The sequence below is a fragment of the Sphingomonas endophytica genome (genome assembly GCF_001476895.1).
Classification (GTDB): Bacteria; Pseudomonadota; Alphaproteobacteria; order Sphingomonadales; family Sphingomonadaceae; genus Sphingomonas; species Sphingomonas endophytica_A.
Map to the genome: position 1 here is coordinate 82543 of NZ_LDTB01000013.1, position 15346 is coordinate 97888.

The following is a 15346-nucleotide window of genomic DNA, read 5'->3' on the forward strand; positions in this document are numbered from 1 at the left end:
GACCCGTCCGAGGTGCGGATCGACGCCGGGGGCGATCGGGTTATCGTCCGCGCCGGTGCCAGTCCGGCCGAGGTGCGCGACGCGGCCACCCGCCACGAGATCCGCCGCGCCGCGGTGTGGCTGGGGATGGCTTGCGCGATCGCGCTGGTCGTGCTGCTGGTCCAGCCGCTGCTCATCATCTTCGCCGGCCTGGTCTTCGCCGCGCTGCTCGACGGCGGCGTCCGGCTGCTCGGACGCGTGCTGCCGATCGGGCGATCGTGGCGGCTGCTGATCGTCTGCCTGCTGACGATCACCTTCCTGTTCGGCACCTTCTACCTTGCGGGGGTGCAGATCACCGCGCAAGTCCAGCAACTGCGTTCGACGGTCGAGACGCAGGCACTGCGCGTCAGCGGCTGGTTGAGCGCGCAAGGGCTGATGCCCGGCGCATCGGACCTGAATGGGTTGGCGAAGCAGGCCATGTCGTCGGTAGGACGCGTCACCAGCTGGCTGGGCACGGCGGCCGGGGCCCTCACCAGCGGGTTCATGATCGTGGTGCTGGGCCTGTTCATCGCCATCGATCCGCGCGGCTACGAGCGCGGACTGCAATGGATGGTGCCCGAACGCCATCGCGTCGAATTCGCGGTGACGGTGTCGCGGATGGCGCAGACGCTGCGACGGCTGCTCGCCGGGCGCCTGCTGGGCATGGCGCTGGAAGGCGTGCTGACCGCGATCGCCTTGTGGCTGGTCGGCGTACCGATGGCGCTGATCCTCGGCATCCTGACGGGGCTGCTGGCCTTCATTCCGAATATCGGCGCGTTCATCTCCGGCGCGCTCATGGTCGCGGTCGGCTTTTCGGCGGGCGTACATACCGGTGTGCTGGCGATCGTCGTCTATGTGGTCGTGCAGACCTTCGATGGTTATGTCGTGATCCCGATGGTCGCCAAGCGCACCGTCGACCTGCCGCCCGCACTGACGCTGGGCGCCCAGATCCTGGCGAGCGCCCTGTTCGGCATCATGGGGCTGGCGCTGGCCGATCCCATGACCGCGATCATCAAGGCCGCGATGGAACGGCGATCGGAGAATGTCGAGGAAGGACAGGGCGAAGGCTGATCGCGCCGTCACGGCTGGCGCGCGTTGCGCCGCACTGCTACAGCGCGCCACCCGTGCGCGAGCGGGACGCAGGATGAAGCGATTGCGCGTCGAAGAGCCACCCCGGTCCTCCTCCCCGATGTCCGCCGCCGAGGCAGCGCCGCTGTTCGCGCTGCAACCGGTGCAGACATTGCGGCGGCGCTGGCCGGCGCTGCTGGCCACGATCATCACCGTTGCGATGCTGATCGGGGTCGCGCAGGAATTACTCGGGCATGGGCTTGCGGGATTGCGCCGCGCCGTGCCGACCTCGCCCGGCTTCTACCTGTTCTTCATCATCTCCTATTTCGCCCTGCCGTTGTGCGACTACGCGATCTTTCGCCGACTCTGGAACGTGCCGCCCAGCGCGTTTCCGGCGCTCATTCGCAAGCGGATCGCGAACGACATCCTCGTCGGCTACACCGGCGACGCCTATTTCTACGCCTGGGCGCGAGCGCGGCTTGAGATGGTCGCCGCCCCGTTCGGGGCGGTAAAGGATGTCAGCATCGTCTCGGGCATCACCGGCAATCTGACCGCTTTCCTGCTGGGCGCGGTTGCGCTGCCGCTGGGCTACCAGCTGATCGCACCCGACGTGGTGCGCGGCATGATATGGTCGCTGACCTTCGCGCTGGCGGTGTCGCTGGGTGTGCTGATCTTTTCGCGACGGGTCTTTTCGCTGCCGCGCGGCCAGCTCTGGATGGTATTCTGGATCGACCTGCTGCGCATCGCGGTGACATGTATCGCGATTGCCCTGGCCTGGGCCTGGGCGATGCCGAGCGTGTCGGTCGGCATGTGGCTGTTCCTGGTCGCCGGACGGCAATTGGTGTCGCGGCTGCCGTTCCTGCCCAACAAAGACCTGCTTTTCGCCAATTTCGCGTTCCTGGTCATCGGGCATGATCGGGCGTTATCGGATCTGATGGCGTTCACCGCAGCGTCAACCTTGCTGATGCACGGGCTGCTGCTGCTGCTCTTCGGGGCCGTCTATGTGATGGAAAGGGCGCGGGAATGGCGCAGAACGGCGTAAGACTAGGGCTGGCGGTCGCGGTGGCGCTGCTGGGCGCGGTGCCCGCCTCCGCGCAGGTGCTCGGCAGCGACGCCGCGGCCTGCACCGCCGGTCAGGGACCGGCGATCCTGGCCACCGTCACCGGGCTGAAGGATCGCCGCGGCACGCTGAAGCTGGAGCTGTATCCCGCCACCGAGGAGGATTTCCTGGCCGGCGACGACGATCTGGCGAAGGCGGGCAAGTTCTTCCGCCGGATCACCGTCAACCCGCCCGCTGGTGGCGATGCGACGATCTGCATCCGCGCGCCCCGCCCCGGCCGCTACGCACTCTTCTTCGGCCATGACCGCGACGGAAAGCGCAAGTTCAATTTCTGGAGCGATGGCGCGGGCTTCCCGAGCAATCACCGTATTGGTCGTGCCCGCCCGAAGCTGGCCGACGCGCTGATCGATGTCGGCCCGGGCGTGACCCGCACCGTGATCCGCGCGCAATATCTGCGCGGGCTGGGCGGCTTCGGCTTCATGCGCTGACGAGGAGGCACGCATCATGCGCATCGTCGACGTCAACGAATTCTACTCGCCGACCGGTGGGGGCGTTCGTTCGTACCTGGATCGCAAGATGGCGATCCTGTCGGAGCTGGGCCACCAGCAGATCGTGATCGCGCCGGGGCGCGAGGACCGGGTGGACGAACGCCCGGGCGGCGCGCGAATCCACTATGTGAAGTCCCCCGGCATTCCGTTCGATTCGAATTACGGAATGTTCTGGGACGCCGCACCGATCCATGCGCTCCTCGATCATTATCAGCCCGACGTGGTCGAGAATGTCGCACCGTGGCGATCGGCGGCGATCGTCGCCGGCTGGCGCGGTTCGGCCCTTCGCTCGTGGTTCATGCACAACGACAATATGGAGGCCTATCCCAAGCGCTGGTTCGGGCGCATCGCCTCCGAGTCGACGATCGAGCGCGCGTTCGGCTGGTACGACCGCCACATGGCGCGATGCCTGGAACGCTTCGACACCGTGGTCACCAACGGCCCGCTGCTGACCCAGCAACTGACCGCGCGCGGGTTGCGCGTCGATGCGACGATGACGCTGGGGATCGAGCGCGAGCATTTCTCCCCCGAACTGCGCAGCCCGTCGTTGCGTGCCGCGATGCTGGCGCAATGCGGGCTGCCGGAGGACGCGCACCTGCTGATCGGGATCGGCCGCCATCACGCCGAGAAGCGCTGGCCGATGGTAATCGACGCGGTGCGGCGAGCGGGCACTAGGCTGCCGATCGGGCTGATGCTGCTGGGCCTGGGACCGGACACGCGCACGCTGGAGCGCCATATCGCCGACAGCCCGCACGTCCGCATGTTCCAGCCGATCTTCCATCGCGGCCAGCTTGCATCGATCATGGCCAGTGCCGACGCCTTCATCCACGGGTGCAGCAACGAGACGTTCGGGCTGGTCGCCTCGGAGGCGCTGGCCTCGGGATTGCCGCTGATCCTGCCTGATCGCGGCGGCGCCGCCGCGGTCGGCAGGCCAGCCTTTTCGGAGCTGTATCGCAGCGGCGACGGCTATGACTGCGCCCGTGCGATCGTGGCACTGCTATCGCGCGATCAGCCGCTGTTGCGCCGCGCGGCCGTGGTTGCGGCGCGGAAGGTGTGGAGCGATCGCGAACATGCCCATGCGCTGGTGGCGCATTATCAGGCGCTGATCGACGCGCGCCGCTCCGCCAGCAGATCGGCGTAAGCCGCCGGGCGCCGCCGCGCCGCGAACGCGGCGAACGTGCGGTCGATACTGCGCAACAGCTCCGGACGGGTGACATCGCCGGGATGGACCGCGATCCGGACCGTCGGCAGCGGGTGGAGCGTGTGACGCAGCACCGCCGCGGCCGCCAGCGAGCTGAGCGCGCGCGGCGTGCTGCGACTCGCCCAGGTGATGACCGGGCCCTTCGCCAACGTGGCGCCGCCGGGCGCCCACACATGCGCATGATCCTCCGCCAGCGCGAAGCCGGCGTCGGCGAGCGCCGCGCGCGCTCCATCGGAATACAGCCACGCCGGCGCGATGAAGCCCGCCGCCGCCCGGCCCGTCGCATCCTCGACCAGCGCCTTGCCGCGTCGCATCCGCGCCAGCGCCTCCTCATGGTCGAGGCCGAGGAATTCGCCCTCTCCCGCCGTCATCCGGCGCGCCTTGACCGCCGCCAGCCCGCGATGCGCGCTGTCGTCACGGTGGAACCAGCCGTGAACGAACATCTCGATGCCTGCCGATGCCCAGCCGCGCAGCCGTGCCCCGAACGCCGGGGTGATCGGGGCACCGCCCCAATGGTCCGGGACCACCAGCATCGCCAGCCGCTGCCCGACATGCGGGGCCAGCCGATCGAGCAGGAGGTCCACCTCGCCCTCGAAACGGGGCGACACGTCATGGATGGAGGCAAGCAGGCGTTTCATGTCACGGGCATGTGGCGTGCGGCGTACCGTCGTCAATCCTCGGCCAGCGCCTGTGCAAGCAGGTCGCGCACCGCCCGCAGCGCCGCTACCGGCGATGGCGACGGCGCCGCCGCTCCCGCCTGACCCTCGCGGGCCAGCAATTGCTGCACGCCCTTGATCGTATAGCCTTCGTGGTTCAGCAGCCGGTCGATCCGCTGGACCAGCGCGACATCCTCGGGCCGATAATAGCGGCGGTTGCCCGCGCGCGTGATCGGGCGGAGCTGCGGGAAACGGCTTTCCCAATATCTCAGAATATGCGCGGCGAGGCCGGTGACCTGCGCGACCTCGCCGATGGTGCGAAACGCGGCGGCGGATTTGTTCTCCGACGCCAACGCACTCAGCCCGCGCCGACGATGCGGTCGCGCATCATCTGGCTGGCGCGGAACGTCAGCACGCGGCGCGGCGCGATCGGCACTTCCACGCCGGTCTTGGGATTACGACCGATCCGCTCGCCCTTGTCGCGCAGCACGAAGGTGCCGAAGCCCGAGATCTTCACGTTCTCGCCATCGGCCAGCGCACCGCACATCTTGTCCAGGATCTGCTCGACGAACCGTGCGGAATCCGCGCGCGACAGGCCCACCTGCCGGTGCAGGGATTCTGCCAGATCCGCGCGCGTCAACGTACCAGCCTGCGTCATCGTAAGACCTACCCCCCGGAAAGATTGGCAATAACGCCCGATATCGCGCCGGCGCCCGCTTGTCGATGCGGTCGCCTCGTCCCGATCAGACCCGCAGGACCGCCGCGCCCCACGTGAAACCGCCGCCCATCGCCTCCAGCACGACGATCTGGCCCGGCCGGATCCGGCCATCGCGGACCGCCTGATCCAGCGCCAGTGGCACCGACGCGGCGGAGGTGTTGGCGTGCTGATCGACTGTCATCACAACCTTCTCAGAAGGCAGGGAAAGTTTGCGGGCGGTGGCGTCCAGAATGCGCGCGTTGGCCTGGTGTGGAACCACCCAGTCGACCGCCTCGGTAGGCAGTCCGGCCGCCGCCAATGCCTCTTCCATGACCGCCGCCAGATTGACCACCGCATGGCGAAACACCTCGCGCCCCTTCATCCGCAGCTTGCCGACCGTCCCGGTCGTGGACGGTCCACCGTCGACAAACAGCAACTCATTATGGCGACCGTCGGCATGGAGCCGCGTGGCGAGGATGCCGCGCGCCGCCGGGTCGGCGACGTCTTCCGCCGAATCACGCGCTTCCAGGACGATCGCCCCCGCCCCGTCGCCGAACAGCACGCAGGTGGTGCGATCCTGCCAGTCGAGCAGCCGGCTGAACGTCTCCGCGCCGATCACCAGCGCGCGGCGGTGCGCGCCGGCGCGGATCATGCTGTCCGCCACCTGCACGGCATAGAGAAATCCCGAGCAGACCGCCGCAACGTCGAACGCCACGCAATCGCCGATGCCCAGCATCGCCTGCACCTTGGTGGCGGTCGCCGGGAAAGTGTTGTCCGGTGTCGCGGTCGCCAACACGATCAGGTCGATGTCGGTCGGCGTCAGGCCGGCCGCCGCGATCGCCGCCGACGCGGCATCACGCGCCAGCGTGGCCGTGGTTTCGTCGGGTCCGGCGATGTGGCGGAAACGAATGCCGGTACGCTCGACGATCCATTCGTCGGACGTGTCGACCTGTTCGGCCAGTTCGGCATTGGAGACGCGACGGACCGGCAATGCCGACCCCGTGCCCGTCAGCACCGCACGGATCATGCCGCCGCCTTTGCTTCGAAGTGGCGCAGATCCTCGACGATGCGGCGCGTCAGGTCCGCGCGCACCATCTTGGCGGCATTGCCGATCGCGGTCGCCACGCCGCGCTCGTTCGCGCTGCCGTGGCTCTTCACGACCAGCCCGTTGAGGCCAAGGAAGACCGCGCCATTGTGATTGTTGGGATCGAGATGATCCCGCAGCAACTCGGTAGCGGGGCGGGAGATCAGGAAACCCACCTTCGACCGGACCGAACTGCGGAACGCGCGCTTCAGCAGGTCGGCGACGAAGCGCGCCGTGCCTTCGGCTGTCTTCAGCGCGATGTTCCCCGAAAAGCCATCGCAGACGATCACGTCATGCTCGCCGCGCGACAGCCGGTCGCCCTCGACGAAGCCGGTGAACTTCATCGGCAGGTGTGGCGCGGCGCGTAGCATCTGCGCGGCGTCGCGAATCTCGCCGGTGCCCTTCTGGTCCTCGCTGCCGATGTTCAGCAACGCGACACGCGGCGCATCAAGCTCCAGCGTGGTACGCGCATAGGCCGCTCCCATCACCGCGAACTGGACGAGATTGCGCGCATCGCACTCGGTATTGGCACCGAGGTCGAGCATCACGCAGTCGTTGTCGCCGAGCGTTGGCAACAGTGCGGCCAGCGCCGGGCGATCGATGCCGCGCATCGTCCGAAGCGACAGCTTCGCCATCGCCATCAGGGCGCCGGTATTTCCGGCGGACACGGCGGCGGTGGCCCGCCCCTGCTTCACGCAGTCGATCGCGATACCCATCGACGTCGTCTTGGCGCGACGAATCGCCTGGCTGGGCTTGTCGTCGCCGCCGATCACGTCGGGCGCGTGGACGATCTCGGAATGCTGCGCGAGATTGGGGTGATTCGCGAGCCCCTCGCGAATCGCCGCCTCATCGCCGACCAGCAGATAATTGACGTCGTCGTACTGGCGGCACGCACACGCCACCCCGGCCAGCATCACCGCCAGCCCCCCGTCGCCGCCCATCGCATCGACGGCGATCCGGGACCTGTCGGACATCACTGGATCACGCTCCCGATGCTACGCCCGCCGTCATGCCGGATCAGGCGTCGACCGCGATGACCTCGCGACCATTGTAGTGACCGCAGGCGGTGCAGAGGTTGTGCGGGCGCTTCAGCTCGCCACAGTTCGGGCACTCCTGGAATGCCTCCACCGAGAGAGCGTCGTGCGCGCGGCGCATGCCACGGCGGGAGGGGGAAGTCTTTCGCTTGGGGACGGCCATCGCGGCACCTTGATCTGTCTAAATGTTCATATGAGCGACGAGCCGGTGCATGGCCCCGCACGGCCGATGCAGACACCGGCCGCGGCAGGAAGCCGTGCATCGGCTCGCATCGCGAAGTACCGCGCCTATAGCGATTTCCACTCGCGTTGCAAGTCGGGCCGGTCACGCACATCCTCCGTCACGCCCCAACGCCCCGGGACGCCAGGGGATGCGGCCTCAGGCGGACAAGGCGCGATCGCTGACGAACATGTTATGCTGCCGCTCGTGCGCGAAGGTGCTGGGCTTGCCGTGTCCGGGGATGAATGCCGTGTCGTCGCCCAACGGCCACAGCTTCGTCACGATCGATTCGATCAGCTGCGGATGATTCCCTTGCGGCAGGTCGGTTCGCCCGACCGATCCCTGGAACAGCACGTCCCCGACCTGCGCGAATCGCGACGGGGCGTGGTGGAAGATCACGTGCCCCGCCGTGTGGCCGGGCGTATGATAGACATCCAGCACCAGGTCGCCGATCGTCACGGTGTCGCCGTCGACCAGCCAGCGATCCGGCTCGAACGGCACGCCCCGTATGCCCCAGTTGCGTCCGTCCTCGTCCAGCCGCGCCAGCCAGAACCGATCGGCGTCGTGCGGCCCCTCGATCGGCACGCCCAGCTGCTCGGCCAGCGGCTTCGCCTCGCCGGCGTGATCGATATGCCCGTGGGTCAGCAGGATCTTCTCGACCGTCACCCCCGCCTGTTCGACCGCCGACAGGATGCGCGGCAGGTCGCCGCCCGGATCGACGACCGCCGCCTTCATCGTCGCGGTGCACCAGATGAGCGTGCAATTCTGCTCGATGGCGGTGACGGGTACGATCGCGGCGCGAAGCGGTGTGTCGGTCATGTCACCCTGCTAAACGGCGTGCCGGGTGTAAGCAACGCGGCTTGCAGCGCGTGCGCGGCACGGGCATCAGGATGGCGATGCGGCCTGTCCCTCCCTTCGTCCTGCTCCACGATGCACGGCACGGTGACGCTCGGGCACGCCTCTACACCCGCCCGCACCGCATCCTGACCGCGATCACGCCGGCCGAGGTGACGGAGGTACTGCACGCCGTGCGCGCCTGGCGCGGTGCGACGGCGGGATACCTGTCCTACGACGCGGGCACCGCCTTCGAGCCGGCGGCCGGGCGAGGCGCGACCGACACGGCGCCGCTCGCCTGGTTCGGGCTGTTCGATGGCTGGGAGGATATCCCCGACGTGGCGGCGTGGCTACCGGATCCCGGTGGCGCATGGACCGGGGCGCCCGTGCCGGAACTGTCGCGCGCCGACTATCAGGCGATGTTCGACGCGACCCAGGCGTTGATCCGGGCCGGCGACCTCTACCAGCTCAACCTGACGCTTCGGGCCCGGATGCCGTTCATGGGCGATCCGCTGGCGCTTTACGCGCGGCTGCGGCGTGCCGCGCGTGGCGGGTGGAGCGCGGTGGTCGACACCGGAGAGCGGACGCTCCTGTCACTGTCCCCCGAACTGTTCTTCGCGCTCGACGGCGAGGCGCTGACCTGTCGTCCGATGAAAGGCACCGCGCGCCGGCTCGACGATCCCGCCGCCGATGCGGAGGCGGCGCGGACTTTGGCCGCCGATCCGAAGCAGCGCGCCGAGAACCTGATGATCGTCGACCTGATGCGCAACGATCTGGCACGCGTCGCGGTGCCCGGCAGCGTCGCGGTCGATGCCCTGTTCGCGGTCGAGCGCTATCCGACCGTCCATCAGCTCACCTCCACCGTCACCGCCACGCTCGCCCCGGGCCGCGATGCGGTGGACGTGATCGGTGCCCTGTTTCCCTGCGGCTCGATCACCGGCGCGCCGAAGGTCCGCGCCATGCAGGCGATCGCCGCGATCGAACGGGGCAGCCCGCGCGGTGCCTATACCGGCGCGATCGGCCGCATCGACCCCGATGGGTCGGCGGCGTTCAATGTCGCGATTCGCACGCTCCGGATCGACGATGGCGCGACGGAGGCGGTCGTCGGGATCGGCGGCGGCATCGTGGCCGATTCGCAAGCCGACGCGGAATGGGACGAAGCGCTGGCGAAGGCGGCGTTCCTGAGCCACGACCTGCGCACCATCGACCTGATCGAGACGATGGCGTTCGATCCCGATGAGGGGCTGTTGCGGGTCGAGCGGCACCTGGCGCGGCTGCGCGACAGCGCGCTGGCGCTGGGTTTCGCGTTCGATCGCCACGATGCGCGCAACGAGTTGCAGGCCGCGACCTTCCGCCTGCGTCACCCGTCGCGGGTGCGGCTGGTCGCGTCGCGCAACGGGGCGATCGCGATCGAGGTCGCGGCGACGCCATCGCGCCCCGAGCGTCCGCTGCGCGTCGCCATCGCGCCGCTACCGGTGGATGAGCGCGACTGGCGGTTACGCCACAAGACCAGTGACCGGCGCTTCTACGATGCGGCGCGAGCCGCCAGCGGCGCGGACGAGGTGGTGTTCGTCACCCCCGACCGTCGCGTGACCGAGGGAAGCTTCACCAACATCTTCGTCCAGCGCGGCAACATCCTGGTCACGCCCCGCGCCGGCGCGCTGCTGCCCGGCGTGCTGCGCGGCGAGTTGCTCGACAATGGCCGCGCGGTGGAGGGCGATCTGACGCCGGGCGATCTCGGCACCGGCCTGTTCGTCGGCAATGCGCTGCGCGGGTTGATGCCGGCCGTCCTCGCGGTTGCACAATGACGCGCGCCGTCGCATAGGCACGCGCGCTTACGATAGAAGGCGCCCATCATGCAGACCTCCGCCGCGCTCGACCGCATCAATCCGTCGCCGACGCTGGCGATCACCAGCCGCGTGCTGGAGCTGAAGCGGGCCGGTGTCGATGTGATCGGGCTGGGCGCGGGCGAGCCGGACTTCGACACGCCCGACTTCGTCAAGGAGGCCGCGATCGAGGCGATCCGCGCCGGCAAGACCAAATATACCAACGTCGACGGCACGGCCGAGCTGAAGGACGCGATCGTCGCGAAATTCAGGCGCGACAACAACCTCGACTATACCCCCGCGCAGATCACCGTGAACGTCGGTGGCAAGCACACGCTGTTCAACGCGCTGGTCGCCACGCTTGATGCCGGCGATGAGGTGATCGTGCCCGCGCCCTATTGGGTCAGTTATCCGGACGTGGTGCAGTTCGCGGGCGCGACCCCGGTGATCGTCGCGGCCGGTGCGGACGTCGGCTACAAGCTGACCCCGGCGATGCTCGAGGCGGCGATCACGCCGAAGACCAAGTGGCTGATCCTGAACTCGCCGTCGAACCCGACCGGCGCGGCCTATTCGGTCGACGAACTGAAGGCGCTGGGCGCGGTGCTGGAGCGACATCCGCACGTCTGGATCTTCGCCGACGATATGTACGAGCATATCGTCTATGACGACTTCCGCTTCGCCACGATCGCCGAGGTGTGTCCGTCGCTCTACGATCGGACGCTGACGGTCAACGGCTGTTCCAAGGCCTATGCGATGACCGGCTGGCGGATCGGCTTCGCCGCCGGTGCGCCGTGGCTCATCAAGGCGATGGCCAAGCTGCAGTCGCAGTCGACCAGCAACCCCTGCTCGATCGCGCAGGCGGCGGCGACTGCCGCGCTGACCGGCGACCAGTCGTTCCTGAAGGAGCGCGCGCAGGCGTTTCAGGTGCGCCGCGACCTGGTGGTGAACATGCTCAACGACGCGCAGGGCATCACCTGCCCGAAGCCCGAGGGCGCGTTCTATGTCTATCCCGACGTATCGGGCGTGATCGGCAGGACGACGCCGGGCGGCAAGCGGATCGAGACCGACAGCGATTTCGTCGGCTATCTGCTCGACGATGCGAAGGTCGCGGCGGTGCAGGGCGTCGCGTTCGGCGTCTCGCCCGCGATGCGGATCAGCTACGCCACGTCGGAAGCGCTGCTGACCGAGGCGTGCCACCGCATCCAGGCGGCGTGCGCTGCGCTGAAATAAGGTCGCTTTTTCGAAACGATCGCTTTCGCACTGCGACATGGTGCGACAGCAATGCTGTCGCTACATGCCTGCCAGATGAACGGGCGGCCCAGCCGCCGTTCAGGCGCGTCATGGCATCGATCGCGCCCATCGCCGTACCGGAAAGGCCGCGCGGCGATGCGAGACGACGATGCCGTTCTCGCGGCCAGAAAAAGAGAGAGCAGCCCGATGTTCCGCTTCATCAAGTCCAGCTTCGCCCGGCAGTTCGCGGGTGGTTTCCTGCTCGGCGCGCTCGGCATGGTCGCGCTGCACGCGGCCCAGCCCGAGATGCCCGCCAACCCCTATGCGCCGTCGCATCAGGTCCGCTGATCTGGCGGTGGCGGTTTCCTGACCTATATCAGGCAGATGACCCGCTATCTCGCCCCCGCTGCCGCTCTTCTGCTGACCGCCTGCGGCACCGCCCAGGCCGAACGCGCCGTTCCGATCCCCATCGCCATACGCGACGTGCCGCCAACCCCCGGCCTGCGGACGGCCGTGCTGGCCGGCGGCTGCTTCTGGGGAATGGAGGCGGTGTTCCAGGACGTGAAGGGCGTGCGCAACGTCGTGGCCGGATATGCGGGCGGCAGCGCGCGCGATGCCAATTACGCTGCGGTCAGCAGCGAGACGACGCGCCATGCCGAGGCGATCCGCATCACCTATGATCCGCGCGTGGTGAGCTATGCGACATTGCTGCGCGTCTACTTCTCGATCGCGCACGATCCGACGCAACTGAACCGGCAGGGGCCGGACAGCGGCACCAGCTATCGCTCGGCGATCTTCCCGCAGAATCCGGCGCAGCGTGCCGTGGCGGCGGGATATATCGCGCAATTGGGTCAGTCTCATGCTTTCGCGAAGCCGATCGTGACGCGGCTCGAGACGGGCGCCTTCTATCCTGCGGAGGCGTACCATCAGGATTTCTTCCGGCGAAACCCGACGCATCCGTACATCGTGCGCTGGGACAAGCCGAAGGTGGCGGGGTTCAAGGCCGCCTTTCCGCAACTGGCGGTCCGGTCCTAGGCGTCGCTCGGGCAGGATTGCCGACGTCGCACCCGCCCGATTTCGCTTCCAACGGAGGCGGCCGGGCTCAATCGATCGGCCGCGCCTCTTCCACCAGCAGTACCGGCACGCCGTTCCGCACGGGATACGCGACCCGCGCCGTCTCCGACACCAGCTCCCCCCGCTCGGCATCGTAACGCAGCGGCGTGCGCGTCGCCGGACACACCAACCGCTCGAGCAACCACGGGTCGATGGTCATTGCAGCGTCACCCGATCCTCGCCGTCATGCCGCCCGAAGAACTGCATCAGCTGCACCAGCAGGTCGGCACGCGCCCCGAGATCGGGCGCCTCCAGCAGCGCCTGCTTCGCCGCGACGTCGAAGGGTGCGATCTGCGCGATACCATTGACCAGGCTCACGTCGTCGAGCCGCCCGACCGCCGTCCAATCGACCTGATAGCCGTGCGCCTCGGCGAAGCGCTTCGACTCCAGCTCCAGCCCGGCACGCTCGCCCAGCGACAACGTCTCGTCCCGCGGCGTCGGCAGCAACTGCGCCTCGACCTGCCGAAACGGTGTCGTCACCACCAGTTCGCGCGCGACGCGGAACAGCGACACGCCTTGCAGGATCAGATTGTAGCGTCCGTCGTCCAGCGCCTCGACCTCGGCGATCTTGCCGACACAGCCGATATCGAACAGCGCCGGTTCCTCGCCTCGCCGCGCGTCCGGACGCGGCTGGATCATCGCGATCCGGCGGTCGCGCGCCATCGCGTCCGACACCATCGCGCGATATCGCGGTTCGAAAATGTGCAGCGGCAGGTGCAGCTGCGGAAAGAGCAGCGCACCGGGCAGAGGAAAGATCGAGAGCCTGGTGGTGTCGGTCATCCGAACAGAATGGCCGACAGCCGCCGGCGTTGCGCCGACACCCACGGATCTTCCAGCCCGACGACCTCGAACAGCTTCAGCAATTGCTGCCGTGCCGCGCCGTCGTTCCAGTCGCGCTCGGTCGCGACGATCGACAGGAAGCCGTCCGCCGCCGCGTCGCGCTGCCCCGCCGCCATGCGGGCGTTGGCCAGATCGTAGCGCGCCTGAAGGTCGTCCGGCCTCGCGGTCACCGCCGCCTCCAGCGGGCCGAGGTCATCGACCGCCGGGGCCGAGCGGGCGAGCGCCAGCGCCGATTGCGCACGGACGATATCGGGAAGCTTCGCGACCTCCTCCGGCAGCGCGGCGATCGCCGCCTCCGCCGCGTCGACCTGCCCGGCGGCGACCAGCGCCCGGATGCGCCCCGACACGACCGCGTGATGATCCGGCGCCATCTCCGCCAACTGGTCGAAGATCGACAGTGCGCGTGCCGCATCGCCCTCGGCCAGCACCTGCTCGCCCATCGCGATCAGCGGCTCCAGCTCCGCTTCCTGCGACTGCGCCTCGCCCTCGATCGGCAGTTGCCGCAACAACTGGTCGAGCATCTGCTTGAGCTGCGCCTCGGTACGCGCCGGGGTCAGATCGGCGACCAGCTGCCCCTGGAACATCGCATAGACGGTAGGGATCGAGCGGATCTGGAACTGCGCGGCGATGAACTGGTCCTTGTCGGTGTCGACCTTGGCCAGCACCACGCCCTTGTCGGCATATTCCGCCGCCACCTTGTCCAGCACCGGCCCCAGCGCCTTGCACGGTCCGCACCATTCCGCCCAGAAATCGACGATGACAAGCTTCGTCATCGACGGTTCTACGACGTCCGCGCGGAAGCGCTGGACGGCTTCCTTCTCTGCCGGTGACATGCCTAACGTGGCCAAAGGGGCGCTCCTGCAATTGCTCGGCCCCTTATGTGGGATGGCGGCGGGGGATACAAACCCCCCGCCGTATCCGCGTCAGAAGGCGGCGGTCAGCGAGAAGACCACCTTCGCCCCCGCGATCGAACCGACGCCGTCCTGACCACGGCTGAAGCTGGGCTGCAGATAGGCCGCCTTGCGATCGGTGATGTTGGTGTCGACATAGGCGACGCCGAGCGTCAGCGGCGTGCTAGGCACGGCATAATCGACGCCCAGCAGCCAGTCCGCGTAGTTGCCGGTCGGCGCGACGCTGGTCGCGAAGGGCCCAAGACCCTTGTTGCCGCTCGACGCGCCGATATGCGCCTTGGCGGTCAGGCCGGTGTTCGGGATCGCGGCGGCGGCATCACCCCAGATGTAGAGGTTGTCGCCCTTCGCGCCGGGATTGCTGTAGCCGGTTCCATTGGCATAATCGACGTTGGCGGCGACCGTACCGTTCGCCGACCACGCGCCCAGCGCCTCCTGCTTCGGAGCATAGGCGACACCCGCGGTCAGGCTGACGGGCCCGGCCGTCCCGGACAGCTTCACGTATGGTTCGATGAAGTCGGTGTTGTCGTAGCCGCCCGGATACATGTACCAGGTCGCGCCGACGTCGAGCGTCCCGCCCGCGACCGGGAACTTGTAGCCCGCGATCAGATCGAGCTCCATGTTCGCGCCGCCGAACGTGCCCCAGCCCGACAGGTTCGAACCCCAGGTGCCGATATAGACACCGCTTTCGTGGGCGATCGTGAAGCCGCCCTGGATGGCGGTGTTCTCGTCCGACTGCGAAACGCCGCGAAAGCGATAGTCGCTGACCAGACCCACCGACCCCGAGACGGTAACAGCCTTCGGCGCGGCGGTATCCTGGGCCACGGCGGGGACGGCGCTGATCGCCACGGCGACGGCGGAAAGAAGGAATGCGTACTTCATGGAACCTCCTGATGGTAAGAGGCTCCTCCTGCTCGTGATCCGCTTCGCTCTCTCCCGTCACATAAAACGGGAGGGCGACCGCTAGGTCACCCTCCCGAGGTATCCACGCTGCTTTGCAGCAATGTGT

General features: G+C 68.1%; 19 protein-coding genes. 8 read left to right on the forward strand and 11 right to left on the reverse strand.

Annotated elements, in window-relative coordinates:
• Positions 1–18 precede the first annotated feature (18 nt).
• The 4 genes from NS334_RS06100 to NS334_RS06115 all read left to right on the forward strand — a co-directional run bounded on the left by NS334_RS06100 (position 19) and on the right by NS334_RS06115 (position 3835).
• Positions 19–1089 (forward strand): AI-2E family transporter, encoded by a 1071-nt coding sequence (locus tag NS334_RS06100; RefSeq protein WP_058755125.1) that lies wholly within the window; start codon positions 19–21, stop codon positions 1087–1089.
• Positions 1090–1207: 118 nt separating this feature from the next.
• Positions 1208–2128 carry a hypothetical protein gene (locus NS334_RS06105; RefSeq protein WP_193753016.1) on the forward strand — a complete coding sequence of 307 codons (921 nt, stop codon included), beginning with the start codon at positions 1208–1210 and terminating at the stop codon, positions 2126–2128.
• The gene (locus NS334_RS06110) at positions 2110–2634 is read left to right on the forward strand and encodes a DUF2141 domain-containing protein (protein ID WP_058755081.1); all 525 of its coding nucleotides are present in this window, start codon (positions 2110–2112) and stop codon (positions 2632–2634) included. Before NS334_RS06105 ends, NS334_RS06110 begins: the two co-directional genes overlap by 19 nt.
• Before the next feature lie 16 nt (positions 2635–2650).
• Positions 2651–3835: a glycosyltransferase gene (locus tag NS334_RS06115; RefSeq protein ID WP_058755082.1), complete on the forward strand. Its 1185-nt coding sequence runs from the start codon at positions 2651–2653 to the stop codon at positions 3833–3835.
• On the opposite strand, the gene NS334_RS06120 is transcribed toward NS334_RS06115, so the two are convergent.
• The 7 genes from NS334_RS06120 to NS334_RS06150 all read right to left on the reverse strand — a co-directional run bounded on the left by NS334_RS06120 (position 3790) and on the right by NS334_RS06150 (position 8405).
• On the reverse strand, positions 3790–4533 hold the full coding sequence (locus NS334_RS06120) for a polysaccharide deacetylase family protein (protein ID WP_058755083.1): 744 nt from the start codon (positions 4531–4533) through the stop codon (positions 3790–3792). The genes NS334_RS06115 and NS334_RS06120 overlap by 46 nt on opposite strands.
• Before the next feature lie 32 nt (positions 4534–4565).
• The gene (locus NS334_RS06125) at positions 4566–4904 is read right to left on the reverse strand and encodes a MerR family transcriptional regulator (protein WP_058755084.1); all 339 of its coding nucleotides are present in this window, start codon (positions 4902–4904) and stop codon (positions 4566–4568) included.
• Positions 4905–4909: 5 nt separating this feature from the next.
• Positions 4910–5209 (reverse strand): integration host factor subunit alpha, encoded by a 300-nt coding sequence (locus tag NS334_RS06130; protein ID WP_058755085.1) that lies wholly within the window; start codon positions 5207–5209, stop codon positions 4910–4912.
• Between the two features lie 85 nt (positions 5210–5294).
• A complete protein-coding gene (locus NS334_RS06135) occupies positions 5295–6275 on the reverse strand; it encodes a beta-ketoacyl-ACP synthase III (protein WP_058755086.1) in 981 nt (326 codons plus the stop codon).
• On the reverse strand, positions 6272–7306 hold the full coding sequence (plsX, locus tag NS334_RS06140) for a phosphate acyltransferase PlsX (protein WP_058755087.1): 1035 nt from the start codon (positions 7304–7306) through the stop codon (positions 6272–6274). Before plsX ends, NS334_RS06135 begins: the two co-directional genes overlap by 4 nt.
• Before the next feature lie 43 nt (positions 7307–7349).
• The gene (gene rpmF / locus NS334_RS06145) at positions 7350–7529 is read right to left on the reverse strand and encodes a 50S ribosomal protein L32 (protein ID WP_028967316.1); all 180 of its coding nucleotides are present in this window, start codon (positions 7527–7529) and stop codon (positions 7350–7352) included.
• A 216-nt stretch (positions 7530–7745) separates the two neighbouring features.
• Positions 7746–8405, reverse strand: a complete 660-nt coding sequence (locus tag NS334_RS06150; protein ID WP_058755088.1) for an MBL fold metallo-hydrolase — start codon at positions 8403–8405, stop codon at positions 7746–7748.
• 77 nt (positions 8406–8482) lie between these two features.
• Here NS334_RS06150 and pabB point away from each other — a divergent pair, with 77 nt between their 5' ends.
• From pabB to msrA, 4 genes are all read left to right on the forward strand, one after another.
• A complete protein-coding gene (gene pabB / locus NS334_RS06155) occupies positions 8483–10228 on the forward strand; it encodes an aminodeoxychorismate synthase component I (RefSeq protein WP_153002613.1) in 1746 nt (581 codons plus the stop codon).
• A 48-nt stretch (positions 10229–10276) separates the two neighbouring features.
• A complete protein-coding gene (locus NS334_RS06160) occupies positions 10277–11476 on the forward strand; it encodes a pyridoxal phosphate-dependent aminotransferase (protein ID WP_058755090.1) in 1200 nt (399 codons plus the stop codon).
• A gap of 156 nt (positions 11477–11632) precedes the next feature.
• Positions 11633–11824: a hypothetical protein gene (locus NS334_RS18575; RefSeq protein WP_193753017.1), complete on the forward strand. Its 192-nt coding sequence runs from the start codon at positions 11633–11635 to the stop codon at positions 11822–11824.
• A 36-nt stretch (positions 11825–11860) separates the two neighbouring features.
• Positions 11861–12511 (forward strand): peptide-methionine (S)-S-oxide reductase MsrA, encoded by a 651-nt coding sequence (msrA, locus tag NS334_RS06165; protein ID WP_058755091.1) that lies wholly within the window; start codon positions 11861–11863, stop codon positions 12509–12511.
• A 67-nt stretch (positions 12512–12578) separates the two neighbouring features.
• On the opposite strand, the gene NS334_RS17620 is transcribed toward msrA, so the two are convergent.
• The 4 genes from NS334_RS17620 to NS334_RS06180 all read right to left on the reverse strand — a co-directional run bounded on the left by NS334_RS17620 (position 12579) and on the right by NS334_RS06180 (position 15219).
• Positions 12579–12749, reverse strand: a complete 171-nt coding sequence (locus NS334_RS17620) for a Trm112 family protein (RefSeq protein WP_083500281.1) — start codon at positions 12747–12749, stop codon at positions 12579–12581.
• Positions 12746–13369 (reverse strand): LON peptidase substrate-binding domain-containing protein, encoded by a 624-nt coding sequence (locus NS334_RS06170; protein ID WP_058755092.1) that lies wholly within the window; start codon positions 13367–13369, stop codon positions 12746–12748. The genes NS334_RS17620 and NS334_RS06170 overlap by 4 nt, the downstream gene beginning before the upstream one ends.
• On the reverse strand, positions 13366–14262 hold the full coding sequence (locus NS334_RS06175; protein ID WP_058755093.1) for a tetratricopeptide repeat protein: 897 nt from the start codon (positions 14260–14262) through the stop codon (positions 13366–13368). Before NS334_RS06175 ends, NS334_RS06170 begins: the two co-directional genes overlap by 4 nt.
• A 90-nt stretch (positions 14263–14352) precedes the next feature.
• Entirely contained in the window at positions 14353–15219 is an 867-nt protein-coding gene (locus NS334_RS06180) for a TorF family putative porin (protein WP_058755094.1), read from the reverse strand.
• Positions 15220–15346: the final 127 nt, after the last annotated feature.

Excerpts from the sequence above, each read along its gene's own strand:
- NS334_RS06105 (WP_193753016.1), top strand. The coding sequence starts at position 1,208 with ATGTCCGCCGCCGAGGCAGCGCCGCTGTTCGCGCTGCAACCGGTGCAG.
- NS334_RS06110 (WP_058755081.1), top strand. The coding sequence starts at position 2,110 with ATGGCGCAGAACGGCGTAAGACTAGGGCTGGCGGTCGCGGTGGCGCTG.
- NS334_RS06115 (WP_058755082.1), top strand. The coding sequence starts at position 2,651 with ATGCGCATCGTCGACGTCAACGAATTCTACTCGCCGACCGGTGGGGGC.
- NS334_RS06120 (WP_058755083.1), bottom strand. The coding sequence starts at position 4,533 with ATGAAACGCCTGCTTGCCTCCATCCATGACGTGTCGCCCCGTTTCGAG.
- NS334_RS06130 (WP_058755085.1), bottom strand. The coding sequence starts at position 5,209 with ATGACGCAGGCTGGTACGTTGACGCGCGCGGATCTGGCAGAATCCCTG.
- NS334_RS06135 (WP_058755086.1), bottom strand. The coding sequence starts at position 6,275 with ATGATCCGTGCGGTGCTGACGGGCACGGGGTCGGCATTGCCGGTCCGT.
- plsX (WP_058755087.1), bottom strand. The coding sequence starts at position 7,306 with ATGTCCGACAGGTCCCGGATCGCCGTCGATGCGATGGGCGGCGACGGG.
- rpmF (WP_028967316.1), bottom strand. The coding sequence starts at position 7,529 with ATGGCCGTCCCCAAGCGAAAGACTTCCCCCTCCCGCCGTGGCATGCGC.
- NS334_RS06150 (WP_058755088.1), bottom strand. The coding sequence starts at position 8,405 with ATGACCGACACACCGCTTCGCGCCGCGATCGTACCCGTCACCGCCATC.
- pabB (WP_153002613.1), top strand. The coding sequence starts at position 8,483 with ATGCGGCCTGTCCCTCCCTTCGTCCTGCTCCACGATGCACGGCACGGT.
- NS334_RS06160 (WP_058755090.1), top strand. The coding sequence starts at position 10,277 with ATGCAGACCTCCGCCGCGCTCGACCGCATCAATCCGTCGCCGACGCTG.
- NS334_RS18575 (WP_193753017.1), top strand. The coding sequence starts at position 11,633 with ATGCGAGACGACGATGCCGTTCTCGCGGCCAGAAAAAGAGAGAGCAGC.
- msrA (WP_058755091.1), top strand. The coding sequence starts at position 11,861 with ATGACCCGCTATCTCGCCCCCGCTGCCGCTCTTCTGCTGACCGCCTGC.
- NS334_RS17620 (WP_083500281.1), bottom strand. The coding sequence starts at position 12,749 with ATGACCATCGACCCGTGGTTGCTCGAGCGGTTGGTGTGTCCGGCGACG.
- NS334_RS06170 (WP_058755092.1), bottom strand. The coding sequence starts at position 13,369 with ATGACCGACACCACCAGGCTCTCGATCTTTCCTCTGCCCGGTGCGCTG.
- NS334_RS06175 (WP_058755093.1), bottom strand. The coding sequence starts at position 14,262 with ATGTCACCGGCAGAGAAGGAAGCCGTCCAGCGCTTCCGCGCGGACGTC.
- NS334_RS06180 (WP_058755094.1), bottom strand. The coding sequence starts at position 15,219 with ATGAAGTACGCATTCCTTCTTTCCGCCGTCGCCGTGGCGATCAGCGCC.